The sequence below is a fragment of the Streptomyces sp. NPDC107454 genome, assembly GCF_055582885.1.
The window spans coordinates 465,100-483,392 of sequence record NZ_JBVJPA010000006.1 but is presented as its reverse complement, the minus strand read 5'-3'; the positions used below and the strand labels follow the sequence as shown (position 1 = coordinate 483,392).

The 18,293-nt window shown below is 70.5% G+C and carries 18 protein-coding genes; 10 read left to right on the top strand and 8 right to left on the bottom strand.

Annotation, left to right across the window (positions count from 1 at the left end; all coding sequences use genetic code 11):
* Positions 1 to 177: 177 nt before the first annotated feature.
* Together ACZ69M_RS17875 and ACZ69M_RS17870 are read right to left on the bottom strand one after the other, a co-directional pair.
* Positions 178 to 906: a hypothetical protein gene (locus tag ACZ69M_RS17875; protein ID WP_470050817.1), complete on the bottom strand. Its 729-nt coding sequence runs from the start codon at positions 904 to 906 to the stop codon at positions 178 to 180.
* A 60-nt stretch (positions 907 to 966) separates the two neighbouring features.
* Positions 967 to 1,584 carry an RNA polymerase sigma factor gene (locus ACZ69M_RS17870; RefSeq protein ID WP_470050815.1) on the bottom strand — a complete coding sequence of 206 codons (618 nt, stop codon included), beginning with the start codon at positions 1,582 to 1,584 and terminating at the stop codon, positions 967 to 969.
* 637 nt (positions 1,585 to 2,221) lie between these two features.
* Here ACZ69M_RS17870 and ACZ69M_RS17865 point away from each other — a divergent pair.
* Positions 2,222 to 3,400: a DUF4241 domain-containing protein gene (locus ACZ69M_RS17865; RefSeq protein ID WP_470050813.1), complete on the top strand. Its 1,179-nt coding sequence runs from the start codon at positions 2,222 to 2,224 to the stop codon at positions 3,398 to 3,400.
* Positions 3,401 to 3,749: 349 nt separating this feature from the next.
* On the opposite strand, the gene ACZ69M_RS17860 is transcribed toward ACZ69M_RS17865, so the two are convergent.
* The 6 genes from ACZ69M_RS17860 to ACZ69M_RS17835 form a co-directional block, all read right to left on the bottom strand.
* Positions 3,750 to 5,222 carry an MFS transporter gene (locus ACZ69M_RS17860; RefSeq protein ID WP_470050811.1) on the bottom strand — a complete coding sequence of 491 codons (1,473 nt, stop codon included), beginning with the start codon at positions 5,220 to 5,222 and terminating at the stop codon, positions 3,750 to 3,752.
* A gap of 112 nt (positions 5,223 to 5,334) precedes the next feature.
* A complete protein-coding gene (locus ACZ69M_RS17855; RefSeq protein WP_470050809.1) occupies positions 5,335 to 5,730 on the bottom strand; it encodes a hypothetical protein in 396 nt (131 codons plus the stop codon).
* Positions 5,731 to 5,850: 120 nt separating this feature from the next.
* Positions 5,851 to 6,414, bottom strand: a complete 564-nt coding sequence (locus ACZ69M_RS17850) for a hypothetical protein (protein WP_470050807.1) — start codon at positions 6,412 to 6,414, stop codon at positions 5,851 to 5,853.
* 75 nt (positions 6,415 to 6,489) lie between these two features.
* Positions 6,490 to 6,993: a hypothetical protein gene (locus ACZ69M_RS17845; protein WP_470050805.1), complete on the bottom strand. Its 504-nt coding sequence runs from the start codon at positions 6,991 to 6,993 to the stop codon at positions 6,490 to 6,492.
* Positions 6,994 to 7,116: 123 nt separating this feature from the next.
* The gene (locus ACZ69M_RS17840; RefSeq protein WP_470050803.1) at positions 7,117 to 7,836 is read right to left on the bottom strand and encodes a DUF4328 domain-containing protein; all 720 of its coding nucleotides are present in this window, start codon (positions 7,834 to 7,836) and stop codon (positions 7,117 to 7,119) included.
* Positions 7,837 to 8,012: 176 nt separating this feature from the next.
* The gene (locus tag ACZ69M_RS17835) at positions 8,013 to 9,665 is read right to left on the bottom strand and encodes a beta-N-acetylhexosaminidase (protein ID WP_470050801.1); all 1,653 of its coding nucleotides are present in this window, start codon (positions 9,663 to 9,665) and stop codon (positions 8,013 to 8,015) included.
* A gap of 356 nt (positions 9,666 to 10,021) precedes the next feature.
* On the opposite strand from ACZ69M_RS17835, the gene ACZ69M_RS17830 reads away from it, so the two are divergent.
* From ACZ69M_RS17830 to ACZ69M_RS17790, 9 genes are all read left to right on the top strand, one after another.
* Positions 10,022 to 10,534: a 2-oxo-4-hydroxy-4-carboxy-5-ureidoimidazoline decarboxylase gene (locus ACZ69M_RS17830; RefSeq protein ID WP_470050799.1), complete on the top strand. Its 513-nt coding sequence runs from the start codon at positions 10,022 to 10,024 to the stop codon at positions 10,532 to 10,534.
* 146 nt (positions 10,535 to 10,680) lie between these two features.
* Entirely contained in the window at positions 10,681 to 11,061 is a 381-nt protein-coding gene (sdhC, locus tag ACZ69M_RS17825; protein ID WP_079064942.1) for a succinate dehydrogenase, cytochrome b556 subunit, read from the top strand.
* A 5-nt stretch (positions 11,062 to 11,066) separates the two neighbouring features.
* Positions 11,067 to 11,558: a succinate dehydrogenase hydrophobic membrane anchor subunit gene (locus ACZ69M_RS17820; protein WP_054233701.1), complete on the top strand. Its 492-nt coding sequence runs from the start codon at positions 11,067 to 11,069 to the stop codon at positions 11,556 to 11,558.
* 24 nt (positions 11,559 to 11,582) lie between these two features.
* Positions 11,583 to 13,337 (top strand): succinate dehydrogenase flavoprotein subunit, encoded by a 1,755-nt coding sequence (gene sdhA, locus ACZ69M_RS17815; protein ID WP_470050796.1) that lies wholly within the window; start codon positions 11,583 to 11,585, stop codon positions 13,335 to 13,337.
* Positions 13,337 to 14,116, top strand: a complete 780-nt coding sequence (locus ACZ69M_RS17810; RefSeq protein ID WP_075028383.1) for a succinate dehydrogenase iron-sulfur subunit — start codon at positions 13,337 to 13,339, stop codon at positions 14,114 to 14,116. The genes sdhA and ACZ69M_RS17810 overlap by 1 nt, the downstream gene beginning before the upstream one ends.
* 635 nt (positions 14,117 to 14,751) lie before the next feature.
* Complete coding sequence (locus ACZ69M_RS17805; RefSeq protein WP_067366680.1) at positions 14,752 to 15,117, top strand: hypothetical protein; 366 nt, start codon at positions 14,752 to 14,754, stop codon at positions 15,115 to 15,117.
* A gap of 125 nt (positions 15,118 to 15,242) precedes the next feature.
* Positions 15,243 to 15,983 carry a DUF5819 family protein gene (locus tag ACZ69M_RS17800; RefSeq protein WP_470050794.1) on the top strand — a complete coding sequence of 247 codons (741 nt, stop codon included), beginning with the start codon at positions 15,243 to 15,245 and terminating at the stop codon, positions 15,981 to 15,983.
* Complete coding sequence (locus tag ACZ69M_RS17795) at positions 15,983 to 17,023, top strand: hypothetical protein (RefSeq protein WP_470050792.1); 1,041 nt, start codon at positions 15,983 to 15,985, stop codon at positions 17,021 to 17,023. The genes ACZ69M_RS17800 and ACZ69M_RS17795 overlap by 1 nt, the downstream gene beginning before the upstream one ends.
* Positions 17,016 to 18,194, top strand: coding sequence for a M23 family metallopeptidase (locus ACZ69M_RS17790; RefSeq protein ID WP_470050790.1), 1,179 nt, complete (start codon positions 17,016 to 17,018; stop codon positions 18,192 to 18,194). Before ACZ69M_RS17795 ends, ACZ69M_RS17790 begins: the two co-directional genes overlap by 8 nt.
* The last annotated feature ends 99 nt before the right edge of the window (positions 18,195 to 18,293 follow it).

Sequence of the window (18,293 nt, the reverse complement as noted above, 5' to 3'; positions counted from 1 at the left end):
CAGAAAACGCAGCCGCGGCGCTGTAGAGAGTACGGGTCGCCGCGCGGCCCGTGCCGCGCGACGGTCGGGGCCTCTCCTGTGGGGGGTGGCGGCCCCGGCCGTTGCCATCGGCGAGGACGGAAGGACGTGCGTCGGGCACACCGACGGCTACTCGGGCCCGCCGATCCACGGCTGTGTCTACCGCTTGCCCTTGGACTTCGTCGGCTTCGGCGTCGCCGCGGCTGTCGCGGCCGGGCCCGACGTGCGGTCCGGCTTCTTCGTGTTCGTGTTCCCGTTCACGGACCTGGTGTCGTCGCTCAACTGCTCCGCGCAGTACGCCGCGACCGTGTCCTCACCGCCCGCGGCCTCGACGAGCCGCTGCCAGGCCGTCGAGTTCAGGGCTCTGCCCCGGCCCTTGACCGATTCGTACGCGCGGCAGTGCGCCTCTGTGTCCTGAGCCTGCGTCGGGTGGCCGGAGGGGCCGGGGGCGGACGAATCGGGAGCCTCGGGCACGCCCGGCTGCGTGGCCTCGGAGGCGGACCGGACCGGGGTGCTGCTGGACGGCCGGATCCCGGCCCTGCCGTGATCCTCGCTGTCGTCGTCGGACGACGAACCGATGGCCGCGACGGCGACACCGCCCAGCGTCACGCTCGCCAGCAACACGGCCAACGTGGCCTTCAACGGACGGCCCACCCGCCGCTGTTCACGCGGTCGCCAGTCGTCCCGCCGCCGGGTACGCGCGGCGTGCGCGCCGCCGTCCCGCGCGGCACGGAATGCGGCGACGGCCTGCGCCTGGGCCTCGGCGTCGTCCGCACGGCCGCGCACGGCGGCGGCGAGCAGGGCTTCCAGGGCGGGCTCTTCGCTCAGGGAACTCGGATGCGCGACCCGGCGGTCGGGGGTACCGCCGTCGCCGCGTCGTTCACCCATGTCCGGTTCCCTTTCCCCCACGGGCCGACGGCGTCCCGCCGTTCGACGACTTCTGGCCGTTCATCCCGACTCCCCCAGCATCCGGGGTCGCTCATCCGTCACACTCCTGGCGCCGAGCTGCCGCGCGAGCCTCTTCAGGCCGCGGTGGGCCGCGGTGCGCACCGCGCCAGGGCGCTTGCCCAGCACCCGCGCCGCCGCAGGTCCGTCGAGGCCGACCACGACCCGCAGCAGCACGGCCTCGGCCTGGTCTCGCGGCAGCCGCGAGACCAGCTCCAGGGCGTACTCCGTGGAGAGGGCCTCCAGCGCCTCGCCGTGCGTGCTGTGCGTGCCGGGCAGCTCCAGTACGTCCTGTTCGAGCGTCGTCCCCCGGGGGCGTACCTTCAGCCGCCGCAGATGATCCAACGCCCGGTGCCGGGCAATGGTCGCGGTCCAGCCGCGGAACCCGGCGCCGTCCCCGCGGAACCGCCCCAGATCCCGTGCGATCTCCAGCCACGCGTCGGACGCCACGTCCTCCGCGTCGTCACCGACGATCCCGCGCAGGTACCCGAGCAGTCCGGGCTGCACGATCCGGTACGCGACCGCGAAGGCGGCCTCGTCCCCCTCCTGCGCCCGCGCGACGGCCTCGCCCAGTTCCCCGTCGTACGCCTGCACGCGGCGGACTTCCCCTCCCTGGCCCAACACTGTCCTCGTTCGTACCGAGTTCACCGAATCAGCTCTGCCCGACACGGCCGGCCGTGTCGACACCCCCATGGTCACCAGCGTCAGGTCTCACAGAAATGTCACAGTGCGTCAGGTGCCCCTGCCGTCTCGTGCAGTTGCAGGGACAACATCCGCACGAGCACCTCACCGGTGCAGGCGCCAAGCACGGACAGCACGTGCCCTGTGTCGGCGCGCTCGGACTTCCCCTTCCGCAGCCCGTCCGGGGCGCGGTCACGTCCCGGTCCACCAGACCAAGCGGAACGGGGACATGGAGCATCACAGGTGGCTGGAGCGGCAGACGTCATGCAATAACTTCTTCACGTTTGCACGACCGTGCGCGGCGGCATGATCGCCGTCGACCAGGCGACGGACGGCACGTGGATCTCGCAACGCATCACGGTCGGGCCCAACGGCAAGTCCGCGGTCGAGGTTCTCCGGGAGCGACGGGTTCGACCGCGTGACCTGACGGCGTCTCACGCGGGTGGGCGCGCTCCGCCGGGAGCGTGGGGGCGCGCCCAGTAACCATTTCCGGTGCCGGACCGCTGGGATAGGCGTGAGCATCAACGTGACATACGGGGAGGACTGGGATGCTGCGTCCCGTACGGTTCTCGGCCCGATGAGCAGACAGCGGGCCGAGGCCCGGGAAGCGGCCGGCGAGCCGTACGCCGTGGTGCTGCGCGAGGAGGGCCGCCCGCAGCCCGTCGCCGTACTGCACATCGCCTGGGTGCACGGCTACCTCGGCGTCTGGGCGTACGACGACCGGGGGCGGCGCACCCGCGAGATCGATCTGCGACGCCTGGAGCCCGAGCGCCTCTTCCTGCGGCACTCGGCGCAGTGGCGCTACGACAGCGAGGACATGCCGGAGTTCGCGCAGGAGGCGGGTCGGGTCCTCATCGACCTCTACCCCGACGGTCGCGGGCGCAAGGTTTCCGAACCGCAGGGAAGCCGCGGCGGTTCCCTGCACACCCTGGCCGACCTGCCGGAGGAACAACGCTGGATCCCGGTATCCGAGTTCGGCGCATGGGAGTGGACCCTGCCCCTGGTGACGGACAGGCAGTTCCCGGACACCCTCCAGGAAGCACCAGAGACACATCCGACACCCCTCGCCACCGCCCTCGCGGCCCCGAAATGGCGGCCCCCCACGCCCATGCGCCCCCGCCACCTGGACGAGGCGTTCGCGCCCGGCACGCGCTTCTCACCGCCGTACGACGGCGACGCGGGCCCGTACACCGTCCAGCGCGTCATCGACGCCGGGCCGCTGCGCCTGCCGACCGGCCGGGTCGTCGCCTGCGACCCGCACTGGATCGCTCCCGGCAAGCCGTTCACCATCGCCGTACCTCCCGGCGACTACCGCACGCAGATCGCGGCCGCCGCCTACGCGAGCGAGTACGAGGGCACGCCGGTCCACATCGAGGACTACATCGCGGCACGCGTACTCATCTCCGAGAAGCCCACCGTGTCATGGGAGTCGGCCCTGCGCCCCGGCGAGGACCCGCGCACCCTGAGGGACGGCGAGTTCTACGGCTTCGGCGTGGACAGCGGCACCGGCTGCTTCGTCGACGCCGCGGCGGCCCCGCGGCTCGTCGGTCGCGGGAACACCCTCTCCCAGGTCGGCAACCCCGACGGCATCCTCGTCCGCGAGGACCCGGAGTCCGGCGGCAACATCATCGCCTACCCGAGCGGCCTGGGTGACGGCACCTACCCGGTGTGGATCGGCCGCGACGCGGACGGCGAGGTCACGTGCTTCGTCGCCGACATGCTGATCCTCGGCGACCAGGAGGTACTGCGCGACTGACCGGACCGGGAACTCGACGCTGGAGCGCGGCACGGACGACTGCCGCGCCGCGCACGGCCGCCGCCGCGGACGCGACCGCCGGGGAGCCCCCTGTGCCCGCCGCCTGTGCACAGCGACAGCCGGGACACAGCGCCTCCTCCCTCACGGGGCAAAGCAGGCGAGCCTGAACGCGGTGTCCCTCGCACTCCCGCATCCGTGCGACCCGGGGCGTCGGCGGCTGCACGGCGACGACTGGAGCGGCAACGGGCGGAGCGGCAACGGGCGGGATCTCCCGGAGCACCCCGTTGCGCGCCGTGGCCGTGCGCTTGCACCACCGCGCAATGGCTCGGCCGTTACGCGTTCACGGGCTTCACCCGGCGCTTTCCACGGGCTCCGGCACAGGAGCCGCCCGTTGCTGCGGGGCCGGCATCCGGTCCGCGTTCACCACGATCCCGGCGATGAGCGCGGCCAGCAACAGCGCTCCCATCGCCCACCAGGTGGCCACGTTGAAGCCATGCACGGCGGCTCGGGAGGCGAGGGCGCGGCGGTCGACGCCGGGGCCGGCGTGCGCGTTCGCGTACCGGGTCGTCACGCTCGCGGCGATGGTGTTGAGCAGCGCCGTGCCGATCGAACCGCCGACCTGCTGGGCGGTGTTGAAGGTGGCGGAGGCCGCTCCCGCGTCCCGGGGCGCGACGCTCACCGTGGCCAGCGAGATGGAGGTCATCATCGCCGTGCCCATGCCGAGGCCGAGCATCAGCATGCCGGGCAGGATGTGCGAGGCGTACGCGGGCGCCACCCCGACCTGCGCGATGATCGCCAGCGCGCCCGCGGCCAGCAGCAGCCCGGGGACGATGAGGGCACGCGGCGGGACCCGGTTCAGGAGGCGGGCCGCGACCTGCGTGGAGCCGGTGATCATGCCGACGGTGATGGGGAGATAGGCGAGTCCGGTCTTCATCGGCGAGTACCCGAGCACGCGCTGCATGTAGTAGGTGAGGAAGAGGAAGACCCCGAACATCCCGATGGTGACGAAGAGGATGGTGAGGAACGCCCCGACCCGCTGCCGGTCCCTGACCACCGACATCGGCAACAGAGGCACCCGGGCGCGGGTCTGCCAGAGGCCGAACACGCCGAGCAGCACGACCCCGGCGGCCAGCAGTCCGAGGACCAGTCCGTCGCCCCAGCTCCTCGACTCCGCCTCCGAGAAGCCGTAGACCAGCGAGAGCATTCCGGCGGAGCCGAGCACCGCGCCCGGCACGTCAAGGCGCGCGTCCTCGTAGCGGCCGCCGCCGCTGAGCACCGCCAGGGCGCCGGCGAACGCGACCAGGGCGATGGGGACGTTGACGTACAGGCACCAGCGCCAGTCCAGGTACTGGGTGAGGAAGCCGCCCGCGAGCAGCCCGAACGCCGCGCCCGCGCCGACGATGGCGCCGAACACGCCGAAGGCCTTGCCGCGTTCCCCGGGGTCGGTGAACGTCGTCGTGAGCAGCGACAGTGCGGCGGGAGCGAGCAGCGCGGCGAACACGCCCTGGAGGGCGCGCGCCCCGAACAGCATCCCGGAGTTCGCGGCCGCGCCGCCCAGCGCCGACGCGGCGGCGAAGCCCAACAGGCCGATCATGAAGGTGAGTCGGCGACCCGCGAGGTCGGCGATCCGGCCGCCGAGCAGCAGCAGTCCGCCAAAGGCGAGGGTGTACGCGGTGATGACCCACTGCCGGTTGCCGTCCGACATGTGCAGGTCGCTCTGAGCGGAGGGCAGGGCGATGTTCACGATGGTCATGTCGAGGACGACCATCAACTGGGCGAGCGCGATGACGACGAGCGCCCACCAACGGCGGTTGTCGGCCACGAGGCCTCCCGGGTCCGGCGGTTGTCCTCATGTTCACTCCGGAGACCACCGTTTGGGAACGGTCGCGTACCTTAAGAACCGGCAATCTCGCCGCCGTTCGGCGCGCTTCCCGCTACCCCACGGCCTCGCGGCACAGCAGTCGCAGCGAGCCGTCGCCCGCGTAGCAGCGGCGGGCCTCGTCGACGGGGTCCCACAGGCGCCCGTCGGGGGTGCGCAGCCAGTGCTCGCCGCCCGTCTCCCACCACTCGGCGCCGGTGCGCCGGACGATGACCTCACCGGCGTACGCGCCGAAGCCGCGCAGCACGGTGTGGACGGCGGCGTACGGCGCCCCCTCCCGGCGTATCTCCTCGATCAGCCGGTCGACGCGCCACAGGCTCTGCGCCGAGTAGTCGAGGCGCAGCCGGGCACCCTCGCGCATCGTCGCGACGGTGTCCGCGGCCCAGCGCACGGGCTTGTTCGCGGCGGAGGGCCTGGTCGCCCGGATCGGGTTCGCACTCGTTGCGTTCACACTCGGAAGAGCGTCTTCCGGACGGGATTCGTCACGCGTTCCGGGCGCCTTCGCGACACCGGCCCAGGACCCTCATCTCCGGCCCCAGGAAGGTCACAGGAACCCCTCAGGGAAACAGGTTTACGACCGTCCGCGCGCCCGGCGCGACACCACCGCGCGCAGGACGCGCCGTCCCTCCGTCGACACCTCCAGGGCGGGGCGCAGGCCGCCCGCGCCGCGGCCCGCGAGCAGTTCCAGGACGGCGACCTGGCGGCGCAGTTCGGCCGCGACGAGGGGGCCGTCGCCGTCGGCGGCGACATCGAGGAGCCGGTGGATCTGCAGGGCCGCCGCCGAACAGGCGTCGGCCCAGACGCGCAGGGCGGACGCGCAGGGGGCGTCCGGGGCGGTGGCGAGCATACGGCGGGCGAGTGCGGCGGCGCGGGACTCGTCACTCGCGGCGGCGTCGGTCTTGGCGTCGGCGTCGGCGTCGGCGTCGGCGTCGGCGGAGTCCAGTTCCGCCCGGGCCTTGGCGAGCCGTTCGCCCCAGGCGTCGCCGTCCGCACCCCCGTCCGCGAGGCTCGACCAGAGCGGCCGCAGGACCTCGTCGTCGCCGCCCAGCAGCGGCACGCACCGATCCAAACAAGCCAGCCCGCTCGCTGCCAGACCACGCTCGTCGGCCTGAGCGATCAGGTCCACCAGGCTCATCACGCCTCCCTCGACAGGGCGCTCCCGCTTACGGAGCCCGCACTTTCCCTTACTGCGTGCTCCGGAGCGGGAGTGTCACAGGGGCACCACTCCGAGCCGGTCGAGGAACCGGAAGAGCAGGTTTTCGGCCAAGGGGTCGGCGTCCGCGTTCAGCACGGCGAGCAGGGGCTCGGCGACCACCGTGTGCCCGGCCTCCGCGGCCCAGGCGACGGCCCGTGCGGCGGCGTCGGAGGGCTCCAGGAAGTAGTCGTCGACGGTGAGCCCCTCCTCGCTCTGCCCGAGGTACGCCCCCATCGCCGTGCGCGCCAGACAGGTCGTCCACGCGCCGCTCCCGGGACCGGACGCCTCGACGACCACACAGTCGCTGTTCATGACGTACCCGAAGAGCGCGGGCGCGCCGGTCTCCTGGGCGAGCGTGTTCATGCTCCCGACGTCGCCGTCACCGCTCGGGTACTCCCAGACCTGCCAGCCGTCGGGCGCCGTGGTCCGCAGCACCATCCCGTGCGCCGCGCCCAGTGCGTCCAGCTCCGCGAGCGGCCGCTCGCTTCTGCCCACGACGTAGTAGCCCCAGTAGCCCATGCCGGTTTCCCCCCGGTGGTGTTTCGGTTCGGCCGCGCCGAATACACCACAGCGGCAAGTGACTTGGCCAGGGAATCGGCCGAACCGGCGCGCCGCCTGCCCCTAACGGCCCAACGACGCCCGTCAGCGGTGGTCCCTGACGGGCGCCGGGACCGGCTCTCCGGGCGGGACCGGGCCGCGCAGGGCCTTCTCGTTCTGCATCCGGGTCAGGCGCAGGACGACGAGGACGCCGAGGACGGCGGCCACGATGTCGGTGACGTCCGAGAAGATCTTCTGGCTCGCGGCCTGCTGGAGGTCCCGCGCGGTGTGGGCCGTGCGGTGCGCGGTGGACGCGGTCCGGTCGGCGGCCAGCGCGATGATCCACATCGCCCACCAGACGTTGACGAGCCCGTGTGAGGTGCGGGTGCCGGCGGGACGGCTCGCGTCCCAGGTGTTCAGCATGATCCGGCGCGGGAACCAGAGGTTCACCACCGGCACGAACCAGCCCCAGCCCGTCCAGGCGCGCCCCATCTCGTGCCCGAACGGGTCGAACACCTCGGCGTTGATCCGCACCCGGTAGAACCAGACGAGGTAGACGGCGATGGTGGCGACCAGGGCGACCGGCTGCGCGACCCCGGCCGCGGCGACGAGCGAGTCCGCGTGGTCCGCGTCCCGCTGCACGGTGTCACCGATCCCGCCGTCCGCGATGGCGCCCATGACGTCGCGCATCTTGACGCTTGCCCAGATCGCGAAGAGATCGACGGCGACGACCACGCCGAGCAGCACCGCGACCGCGCGCCCGAGACCCACCGGCGAGGCCAGCCAGGCGTTCCCGTGCGGCGGAGGCAGCGTGCCCACCGGCACGGGTGCGGGGGCTGGTGTCTCGGCGCACATAGAACACAGCCCGCCGGGCGTCGACGCGGCGAACCCCTGACAACGCTGACAGATCAACGGGACCCCCGGATCACCTGCACAAGAAACCGGGCGCGCCCCCTCCCCAGGGGCCACGCCCGGCATACGAATCACAGGAAAGATACGCCTCAGCCCAGTTGGTTCGCCAGGTTCTTGAAGTCCGTCCAGGACAGCGTCGGCCGGCCCGGGTCCCACAGCTTCTGGATCGTGGCGCGCAGCGGCATCCTGATCCCCGCCGCCACCTGATCCTGGGTCTGGGAGTTCGCGCGGTCGGACCAGACGGCGAAGCTCCCGCCGAGGATCTGGCCGTCGTACTTCGCGGGGACCGGTGTGGTGCCGCGGACGACGAGCGGGGTCCACTGCTCGTAGATGCGCTGCCCGGTCGGGTAGACGAAGGTCTGCGGCTCACCGAGGACGTAGTAGAGGTACTCGTCGTTGTAGTTGATGAGCTTGCGACCCGCGCTCAGGTACTCGACGGGCGGGCGCGCGCCGAGCTCCTTGCCCGTCCAGTACGCGACCTCCAGGTCCTTGTCCGCCTGGACCGTGCCGCCGCGGAAGAACCCGTCGTTCCAGGCCCGTGCGGTCCGGCCGTGGCCGTGCACCACCTGGGCGCGGGCGTTGAGCCAGCCGGTGGCGAGGTCCGCGACGGTGGCGCCGGGGCCGTAGGCCTGCTGGGCGGCGGCGGCCAGCTGCGGGTAGGAGGTCGACGGGCTGGCCACGGTCAGGGCCTGGTACTCGTCGCCGCCGAGGTGCCAGTACGGGCCGGGGAAGAGACCGGTGTACTCGTTCAGCAGATCGTCGACGATGGAGGCCGCGGCGGGCTTGGAGATGTCGACGGTGCCGCGCGGGGCGGTCCCCGACACGCTGCGCAGCTGGAGGTCGGGGTGGGCGGCGATCACCGCGCCGAGGTGGCCCGGCGAGTCGATCTCGGGGACGACATGGATGTGGCGGCTCTCCGCGAGGGCGACGATGTCGCGGACGTCCGTCTTGCTGAGGTGGTCCTTCGACACGATCTCCGGGTGGGTGTCCGACTGGATGCGGAAGCCCTGGTCGTCGGAGAAGTGCAGCCCCAGCTCGTTGTACTTCAGATCGCCCAGTTCCCGGATCCGGTCCTCTATCCAGGCCGCGGAGTAGGGTTTGCGCGCGATGTCGAGCATGAACCCGCGGCGCGGCTTGGCGGGCTGGTCGCGCACGACGCCCTCGGGCGCCGTACCGCCGCCGTGCACCTCCTGCTTGAGGGTGCGGGTGCCGTAGAAGACGCCCGCCTCGCCGGGCGCGGAGATGGTGACCCGGCGGTTCTTGACGGTCAGGGTGTACGACTCCGGGTCGGCGCCGCCGGTGTTCAGCCCGAGTTCGACGTCACCGTCCTTGGCCCCCGTCTGTCCGGCGTACGACATTTTCAGCTCGTCGGCGAGCAGCTTTCCCTCGTCGGCGAGGCCGGCGTCGTCGACGACCACGCGGGCGCCCGCCGCGGGACGCCAGCCGGGGCCGCGCGCCGGGGTGTGCTCGCGTACGGCGGGGATGGTGCGCGGGGTCTGGGAGAGGGGGTAGGTCCGGGTCGGTGTGGGAGACGGTGGGGGCGCGGCCCCCGTCCGGTTCGCGGCCCCGGCCGCCGTCCGGCTCGGATCGACGCTCGCCCCGGTCGGCGCGCCGGCGTCACCGGACGGCCACAGGGACACGGTCGCCACCACGGCACCCGTCACCACCGCCACGCCGACCGCTATGAGTACCGGCCGCTTCCCGTCCTGCACCGGCGCCCGTCGTCGCCTGCCCGTGCTCACCGCACCACGCCCTTCGCTTCGGTAATCGAGGCCTACGCCCTGTCGTACGCATCGAGCGCCTCGTACACCTCACGTCGTACACCTCGGACGTTCAACGGTCCCCCTCTCCACGTCACCCGTCCACCGCAGGTTCCGAAACTCTCCCGTCCGGGTGAAATTCGGGCATCCATCGGACACCTCCCGTCAATCGTGGATAACGTGGCAGCACAACTCTCACTTCTTCCCCTGCCGCACCCCACGTGACGTCCACAGGACGACACGGCATCCCGTCGACATCCCACCGCCGAGGACCCACGCTGCCTTCGCACCGTCTTCCACGCCTCCCCGGCCAGGTCGCCCTACCCGAGCAGAAGAGCGTGCCGTCGTCCCCGGCGCGTCTGGAGCCGTTCAACTCAGCGCCCGCCGACTCCGTCGTGCGCGCGCTCCTGACCTGCTGCCGCAGCCTGCGCTGGGCCCACCGGCTGGCCGATCACCGGCCCTACCCGGACCTGGACGCCTTCCTCGCCGCGGCCGACGAGGCGGCCTACGACCTCACCCCGGCCGACCTGACCGAGGCCCTCGCGGGCGAGTCCCTCACGCTGCTCCCGGACGGCGCGTACTCCGCCGCCCATACGGCCCTGAGTGCGGCCCACGCGGCCTACGAAAGCCGCTTCGGGCACGTGTTCGTCATCTGTCTGGACGACTTCTCCCCGGCGGAATCACTCGATCAGGTGCTGGTCGGAATCCGATCACGATTGACAAACGATCCCGAAGAGGAGCGCCTGGTCGCGGCGGAGGAGCTGCGCCGTCTGGCCAGGGGCCGCCTGGCGCGCCTCCTCGGGGACGAGGGGCCCTGGGCGGTCCGGAATAGCCCGAACGTGCCTGATTGATTGCCAGTTTGATCACATAGATAGGGCCGCTGTAAACGTTCCGACAAGTCGTCGCTACGATGGCCGGGGCCGGTGGACCGTACCCGGCCGGGCCGACCGACACAGAAGCCGGCAGGCCCCAATCCCCGCTCCCGGAGGGTTCTTCCGTGCCGGCTGGAACGCTGTACCGCGGCCGGGAAGGAATGTGGTCCTGGGTGGCTCATCGAGTCACCGGCGTCCTCATCTTCTTCTTCCTGTTCGTACACGTGCTGGACACCGCTCTCGTCCGTGTCTCCCCCGAGGACTACGACAGGGTCGTGTCCACGTACAAGAATCCGATCGTCGCGCTGCTGGAGTACGGCCTCGTCGCCGCCATCCTCTTCCACGCGCTCAACGGCCTGCGCATCATCGCCGTCGACTTCTGGTCGAAGGGCCCGCGCTACCAGAAGCAGATGCTCTGGTCCGTGGTCGGTATCTGGGTCGTGCTGATGATCGGGGCCCTGTACCCGGTCCTCGGTCACGCATTCCGCGAAGTATTCGGGAGCTGACGCCGATGTCCACGACTGAGACCGCCGCTTCCGGTATCGGCCCCGTCGAGGGCGCGGGTGAGTTCTCCGCGTACAGCGTCGACAACCCGGCGCCGTTCATCGAGGCCCCGCGCAAGCGCACCAAGAAGACCCCGAAGTCCACCCGTGGCAACTTCGAGATGTACGGCTGGCTGTTCATGCGCCTGTCCGGCATCGTGCTGGTCGTCCTGGTCATCGGCCACCTGCTCATCCAGCTCGTCCTCGACGGCGGTGTCTCCAAGATCGGCTTCGCGTTCGTCGCGGGCCGCTGGGCCTCCCCGTGGTGGCAGGCCTGGGACCTCGCGATGCTCTGGCTCGCGATGCTGCACGGCGCCAACGGCCTGCGCACGGTCATCAACGACTACGCGGAGCGCGCGAACACCCGGCTGTGGCTCAAGGGCCTGCTCTACACCGCCACGGTGTTCACCATCCTGCTGGGCACGCTGGTGATCTTCACCTTCGACCCGAACATCCGCTAGGCACGGGGCTGAGGTAACCGACTCATGCAGATCCACAAGTACGACACCGTCATCGTGGGCGCCGGCGGCGCCGGCATGCGCGCCGCCATCGAGGCGACGAAGCGCAGCCGCACCGCCGTGCTGACGAAGCTCTACCCCACCCGATCCCACACGGGCGCGGCGCAGGGCGGCATGGCCGCCGCGCTCGCCAACGTGGAGGAGGACAACTGGGAGTGGCACACCTTCGACACGGTCAAGGGCGGTGACTACCTGGTCGACCAGGACGCCGCCGAGATCCTGGCGAAGGAGGCCATCGACTCGGTCCTCGACCTGGAGAAGATGGGCCTTCCCTTCAACCGGACGCCCGAGGGCCGGATCGACCAGCGCCGCTTCGGCGGTCACTCCCGCAACCACGGCGAGGCCCCGGTCCGCCGGTCCTGCTACGCCGCGGACCGCACCGGTCACATGATCCTCCAGACGCTGTATCAGAACTGCGTCAAGGAGGGCGTGGAGTTCTTCAACGAGTTCTACGTCCTCGACCAGCTGATCGTCGAGGTCGACGGGGTCAAGCACTCGGCCGGCGTCGTCGCCTACGAGCTCGCGACCGGCGAGATCCACGTCTTCCAGGCGAAGGCCGTGATCTACGCGTCCGGCGGCACCGGCAAGTTCTTCAAGGTGACCTCCAACGCGCACACCCTGACGGGTGACGGCCAGGCGGCCGTCTACCGTCGCGGGCTGCCGCTGGAGGACATGGAGTTCTTCCAGTTCCACCCGACCGGCATCTGGCGCATGGGCATCCTGCTGACGGAGGGCGCCCGCGGTGAGGGCGGCATCCTCCGCAACAAGGACGGCGAGCGCTTCATGGAGAAGTACGCGCCGGTCATGAAGGACCTCGCGTCCCGTGACGTCGTCTCGCGCTCCATCTACACGGAGATCCGTGAGGGCCGCGGCTGCGGTCCCGAGGGCGACCACGTCTACCTCGACCTCACGCACCTCCCGCCGGAGCAGCTGGACGCCAAGCTCCCGGACATCACGGAGTTCGCGCGCACCTACCTCGGCATCGAGCCCTACACGGACCCGATCCCGATCCAGCCCACCGCGCACTACGCCATGGGCGGCATCCCGACGAACGTCGAGGGTGAGGTGCTCAGCGACAACACGACCGTCGTGCCGGGCCTGTACGCCGCCGGCGAGGTCGCCTGTGTGTCCGTGCACGGCGCCAACCGCCTCGGCACCAACTCGCTCCTGGACATCAACGTGTTCGGGCGCCGCGCGGGCATCGCCGCCGCCGAGTACTCGGCGAAGGCCGGCTATGTCGAGCTGCCCGAGGACCCGGCCTCGCAGGTCGTCTCGCAGGTCGAGCACCTGCGCAACTCCACGGGCACGGAGCGGGTCGCCGCGCTGCGCCTGGAGCTGCAGGAGTGCATGGACGCCAACGTGATGGTGTTCCGCACCGAGCAGACGATCAAGACCGCGGTCGAGAAGATCGCCGAGCTGCGCGAGCGCTACCTGAACGTCTCGATCCAGGACAAGGGCAAGCGGTTCAACACGGACCTCCTCGAGGCCATCGAGCTGGGCAACCTGCTCGACCTGGCCGAGGTCATGGCCGTCTCCGCGCTCGCCCGCAAGGAGTCCCGCGGCGGTCACTACCGCGAGGACTACCCGAACCGCGACGACGTCAACTTCATGCGCCACACCATGGCGTACCGCGAGGTCGGCGACGACGGCACCGAGTCCATCCGTCTCGACTACAAGCCGGTCGTCCAGACCCGCTACCAGCCGATGGAGCGTAAGTACTGATGGCTACCCCGACCCTCGACAAGGCGGACAGCGCCGGCCAGCCCGAGGCGGGCTTCGCCGACTCGCCGTACATCACCGCCACCTTCCGCATCCGCCGCTTCAACCCCGAGGTCGCGGCCGAGGCGGTCTGGGAAGACTTCCAGCTGGAGATCGACCCGAAGGAGCGCGTCCTCGACGCCCTCCACAAGATCAAGTGGGACCAGGACGGAACGCTCACCTTCCGTCGCTCCTGCGCGCACGGCATCTGCGGCTCGGACGCCATGCGGATCAACGGCAAGAACCGCCTCGCCTGCAAGACGCTGATCAAGGACATCAACCCCGACAAGCCGATCACGGTCGAGCCCATCAAGGGTCTGACGGTCCTCAAGGACCTCGTGGTCGACATGGAGCCGTTCTTCCAGGCGTACCGCGATGTGATGCCCTTCCTCATCACGAAGGACACCAACGAGCCGACGCGCGAGCGTCTGCAGTCCGCCGAGGACCGCGAGCGCTTCGACGACACCACCAAGTGCATCCTGTGCGCGGCGTGCACGTCGTCGTGCCCGGTCTTCTGGAACGACGGCCAGTACTTCGGTCCGGCCGCCATCGTCAACGCGCACCGCTTCATCTTCGACAGCCGTGACGAAGCGGGCGAGCAGCGCCTGGAGATCCTCAACGACAAGGACGGCGTGTGGCGTTGCCGCACCACGTTCAACTGCACGGACGCCTGCCCGCGCGGTATCGAGGTCACGAAGGCGATCCAGGAAGTGAAGCGCGCGCTGATCACGCGTCGCTTCTGATCTTCCGGCCGGTCTTCCGGTCGTACGGCGCCGTGGGCCCCGTTCCCCCTGTGGGAGCGGGGCCCACAGTCGTTGACGGACCGTGTTTTTCGGCCTTTCCCGAAGCGTGGGGAACGCACCGGAGGCCGGGCCGCCGGTAAAAGATTGCCATCGGAAGCAATGATTCCGTTGTGTATCGCCCCTGCCTGGGCGGGTGAAGGCGTCCAAGAGTAAAGAAAACCTCATCGATATGAGGTTCCCCTGAGGGTACGGAAGGACCTTGCTCTCCGTAGTCGAATTCGCCATTGAGGGGTGATTGGCCTCTTGATAGGTTTCTCATGGGAAAGGCGCCCCGACTGACCACCGGGGGCCTTCGATCGGGACGGCCGGCGTACGCGGTAGGGAATTCTGCAGATTCCCGGATGCTCGGCGGCGCGCCCCGACGGGGGACAGGTGCAACTTCTTCTCTCCGGCCGAGCTGACCACTCTCCCGGATGAGGCCTCACTGCTTCCTGCGGCAGCCAGAGATCTGCCGCGTCATGTGCACCATTTCGCTAGCGAATCGATTCCAGGGATCCCTCACGTTTCCGGTGCGGCTTCGCCATGCCGGAAATTCCCGGAAGACCATCAAATTCCATACAGGAAGGCTCAGCATCGTGAACGCCAAGCGTGTCATAGCGGCGACCGTCATCACCGCGGTCGCCGCAACGGGGGCCGCGGGGCTCGGCGCCGCCAACGCCTCGGCAACGTCGTTGCCGCAGCAGCGGACCGCCGCCCACCACTCGGTCGCCACCGCCACCGTCGTCAACGACGGAGTCCAGCCGCAGTTCTGGCACGCCGTCGCCCAGAGCGTGGTCGCCGCCACCGCGGTCAAGGTCACCGAAGCGGCGGTCAAGGTCTCGACGAAGCTCCGGTCCTCGTCCTCCAGCGAGTCCTCCTCGTCGTCCAGCGGTGGCCCCGCCGTCAGCGCGAACGGCCTGCACGGGGTCATCCCCGGGGACGTCCAGTACGACGCCAACTGACCGCGCCGGGGCCGCGTCCCTGACCGGCCCCGGCATCCGGTGACGTACCACTCGCACACGCGCCCGGCGGTCCTCCCGGCCGCCGGGCGCACCCCTTCACCTCAGCGAAAGGGAGATGTCGCACGATGAGAGTCTTCGGGCGAGTCCCCGCGGACGCCGCCGACGACCCGGCTCGCGCGCACGCCGACAACAGCCCTCACGCGCACGCTCACGCGGTCACGGCGCGGCTGCGGATCTGCACCTTCCTGGCCCTGCTGCCCGTGGCCCTCTACACGGCCGCCTGCCTGGTCTACAACGCGCCCGATTCTCCGGCCAAGTCCCGCATCCAGGGAGCGGTCGCCCATGTCATGCAGCCGTATTTCTGGCAGGACTGGCAGCTCTTCGGCCCCACCCCGGGCAGCAACGACGACCTCATCTACCTGACGGTGCGCCTGCGGACCGCCGGTTCCGACCAGGTCGTACAGACCAGCCCGGTGGAAATCGAGCAGGCCATCGACCGCGCCCCGCGCGCATTCCCGCTGAATCCGACGAAGCTTCCGGGCATCCCGCTGGCTTTCGACGCCGCCGCCAATCGGTACGCGCGCATGGTGACGGATTTCAAAAAGCTTCCCGCGGCGCAGCGCAAGGCGGCTCAGACCGATCTGGACAAGCAGTACGTACCGGAGTTCCAGGAAATCCAGCGCTTCCTTTCCGCACGGGCCGCCACGATGTACCCGGGGGCGGACATCGTGTCCGTCAAAGCCGCTTTCAAGACCAGGCCCATCATTCCTTTCTCGGAGCGCTATGTGACTCCGAAACCCGAAGAGAAAAGCAAGGGAATTCTGGAGACGTCGTGGATGGACTACGTTCCGGGGGTGGCCCGCTGATGCGCGGATGGGCCAAGTACGGGCTGGCGCGGATCGATGCCGGGCTGCTACGGATGGCGAGCCGTGAACACCGGCTGATCGGCATCGCGCTGCTGCGGATCGTGATCGGGCTGGCGACGGTCATGTACTGCCTCGCCGACTACGGAAACCGGCGGTTCCTGTGGGGCCCCGATTCCTACAACTCGATCCACACAGCGAAGGCGGCGCTGACCCACGGCGCCTTCTCGCTCTATCTCTTCAGCCACTCCACGGTCTGGTTCGAGATCGTCTTCCACGCCACGATCCTGGTCTCCGCCGCCTTCATGGTGTGCGGCGGCAGGGTGCTGACCGTGGCCCAGGCCATGCTGATGTGGTCGCTGCACAACCGCAACCAGGACGTGCTGGAGGGCGGTGACAACCTCGCTCAGATCCTCGTCATCTTCATGGTCTTCACCGTCTCCAACGCCTACTTCGCGCCGGGGGCCAAGGCCAGGCGCGCCGCGCTGCGGGCCCGTAGCGCCCCGTCGGCCGGCACGGTCGTGCACAACCTGGCGGCGTATCTGATCGTCTTCCAGACCGCGGTCCTGTACTTCGCCGCGGGCTACTGGAAGATCACCGGGAAGATGTGGCAGGACGGCGTCGCCATGTACTACATCAGCCGCATCACCGGTTTCCAGATGTCGTCGGCGTACGCGCACATGATGGGCAACGCCTATGTCGGCACCGCGGTCAGCTACTTCACCATCTTCGCCGAACTGGCGCTCCCGTTCGCGATCCTGTCCGCCCGCGCCTGGGTGCGGAAGGCCAACACCCTGGCGCTGGAGGGCATGCACCTGGGCATCATGGCCTGCATGGGACTGGTGTGCTTCGGGCTGCTGATGATCGGCGCGGACTGCACCTGTCTGCGGGACGAGGACTACCGGTCCCTCAAAAAGCGTGCGGCCGACGTCACTTCGCGCCTCGCCCAGCGGCTGCGCCCCGCCGGGACCGTCGGCGCCGGACCCGCCGCGGTCTCCGCGTTCGCCGCCCTCGCGCCCAGGGACGGGGCGGCCGATGCCTAGGCACGACAGCGCTGAAGCCGCCCGCGCCCTGGAGCGCTTCCTGCTGGCCGACCCCGGGCAGTGGGGCGAGCTGGCGCCGCGCGTCGTCGACGCCGTGGGCGACCGGCGGCTGCACGAAGTGGTCGGGGCGACACTCGCCCACGTGGGAGACCTGCGCTCGGTCACGGACGGCCCGGACGGGCTGGTGGTCCAGGGAACGGCGGGGCGGACCCTGGCCTTCGCCGCCGCGGACGCCGGCGGACGCCTCACCAACCTCCGTCTCGCCCCCGGCCCCTACCGGCCGCCCCGGCTGCGCGTCCCGGCCAGGGCACGCATCGCCGTGGGCTGGGCCCTGTGGTGTGTGCTGCTGGCCGTGCGCGTCGCGGCCTGCTGGACCGCCTCGTCGGTGACCGGCTGGTGCGGCGACGTCCTGATCGTGGCCGCCGCGTATCTCCTCATGGAGGGGCGTCTCACGCCCGCCCGGCTGCCCTGGTGGCTGCGCCGGGCCATGGAAGCGGGCGGCCCCGTGGCACTCGCCTCCGCCTGGCGGCTGCCCTCGCTGCCCGCCGGTCGCCCCGGCACGGAGCTCGTGACCGGTGTCGTCCTGCTGGGCGGTGTCGCCGGGTACCTGGTGTGGGCGCGACGCCACCGCTGGGGGGCGGAGCTGTCCGCGCCCCTGCGCTTCCCGCTGCGCGAAGGCACCTGGCTCATCGCCCAGGGCGGCGGCCCCGGCCTGAACCACCACACGCCCCACCCCGAACAGCGCGGGGCGATCGACGTCATCGGCGTCGGGGCGCGCGGCGTCCGGCTGCGCTCCGGTGCGTCGCCGGACGCCTACGTGATCTACGGCGCCAAGCTGTACGCCCCGTGCGACGGGGACGTGGTCTCCGCCGCCGACGACTACGCGGACCAGATCCCCGGCACCATCCGCTACGAACCCCCCTACGGCAACCACGTGTTCATCGACACCGGCAGTGAACTGGTCAAACTCGCGCATCTGCGGCCCGGCACCGTGACCGTGGCCACCGGCGACCGGGTACGCGCGGGCCAACTCCTCGGCGAGGTCGGCAACTCGGGCAACACCACCGAGCCCCATCTGCACCTGCACGCCGAGCGCGACGGACTCGGCCTCGACCTCCGGTTCACCGGCATCACCGGAACGCTGCACCGGGGACGCACGCTGCGTACCTGAAGGGCCGCTGAACACCAGCCCGCACCACCCCTGCGCCTCCCCTCTTCACGTCCGCCCGTGACCTCCGTACGTCCGGCCCGGACGCCCTCTCGGCTCCCC

Excerpts from the sequence above, each read along its gene's own strand:
- ACZ69M_RS17875 (WP_470050817.1), bottom strand. The coding sequence starts at position 906 with ATGGGTGAACGACGCGGCGACGGCGGTACCCCCGACCGCCGGGTCGCG.
- ACZ69M_RS17865 (WP_470050813.1), top strand. The coding sequence starts at position 2,222 with ATGAGCAGACAGCGGGCCGAGGCCCGGGAAGCGGCCGGCGAGCCGTAC.
- ACZ69M_RS17850 (WP_470050807.1), bottom strand. The coding sequence starts at position 6,414 with ATGAGCCTGGTGGACCTGATCGCTCAGGCCGACGAGCGTGGTCTGGCA.
- ACZ69M_RS17845 (WP_470050805.1), bottom strand. The coding sequence starts at position 6,993 with ATGGGCTACTGGGGCTACTACGTCGTGGGCAGAAGCGAGCGGCCGCTC.
- ACZ69M_RS17820 (WP_054233701.1), top strand. The coding sequence starts at position 11,067 with ATGTCCACGACTGAGACCGCCGCTTCCGGTATCGGCCCCGTCGAGGGC.
- sdhA (WP_470050796.1), top strand. The coding sequence starts at position 11,583 with ATGCAGATCCACAAGTACGACACCGTCATCGTGGGCGCCGGCGGCGCC.
- ACZ69M_RS17810 (WP_075028383.1), top strand. The coding sequence starts at position 13,337 with ATGGCTACCCCGACCCTCGACAAGGCGGACAGCGCCGGCCAGCCCGAG.
- ACZ69M_RS17800 (WP_470050794.1), top strand. The coding sequence starts at position 15,243 with ATGAGAGTCTTCGGGCGAGTCCCCGCGGACGCCGCCGACGACCCGGCT.
- ACZ69M_RS17795 (WP_470050792.1), top strand. The coding sequence starts at position 15,983 with ATGCGCGGATGGGCCAAGTACGGGCTGGCGCGGATCGATGCCGGGCTG.
- ACZ69M_RS17790 (WP_470050790.1), top strand. The coding sequence starts at position 17,016 with ATGCCTAGGCACGACAGCGCTGAAGCCGCCCGCGCCCTGGAGCGCTTC.